This is a genomic window from Pseudomonas sp. RIT623 (genome assembly GCF_004519305.1).
GTDB lineage: Bacteria > Pseudomonadota > Gammaproteobacteria > Pseudomonadales > Pseudomonadaceae > Aquipseudomonas.
Window position 1 is genome coordinate 1 of record NZ_SOZA01000094.1, and the last position, 659, is coordinate 659.

Annotated in this window: 1 protein-coding gene; it reads left to right on the forward strand. The window is 56.1% G+C overall.

Annotated elements, in window-relative coordinates:
- On the forward strand, positions 1 to 395 hold a 395-nt coding region (locus E3U47_RS24800), incomplete at its 5' end, for a transposase (RefSeq protein ID WP_134694194.1).
- Positions 396 to 659: the final 264 nt, after the last annotated feature.

A 659-nucleotide genomic window follows, 5' to 3' on the forward strand; every position in this document is an offset into this window, starting at 1 on the left:
GTTTGCTGACTATCCCGTGTGTCGGGCCGATCACCGCCAGCCTGCTGGCTGTGGAAATGGGGGCCGCGCAGCAATACGGCAGTAGCCGGGACTTTGCTGCCTCTGTAGGTCTGGTGCCCCGCCAGTACAGCACTGGTGGTAGGCCAGCTTTGCTGGGGATCAGCAAGCGCGGCGACAAGAACCTTCGACGCTTGTTGGTGCAGTGCGCACGGGTTTACCTGATGCGTTTGAAGTACCAGAAAGGCCCATTGGCCGATTGGGTGTGTTCACTGCTCGCGCGACGTCACTCCAATGTGGTGGCCTGCGCGTTGGCCAACAAACTGGCACGCATTGCATGGGCCATTACCACTCGGCATACGCAATACAAAACGGAGCCAGACGCTATGAACGCCTGACCCCGTAGTGCTGCACCGTGTTTCACCATCAGGTTTTGCGATAGCTGAACAACAGATGAAATAAACGGCCGATCGGCCTGGCGATGATCCTGAACGACCAATTGGCTCTTGGAAGCCGCTTACTTTATTAGGATCGCCAGGCGCGAATGCTCATCGTGGCGCGGGATACGAGCCCAATAGACGCCGGATAGATTGAAGCAAGCCATCCATTCCATCTGATGAACAGTATTGCAAAAAATGGGGTGACCATAGATTTGTCGTGGC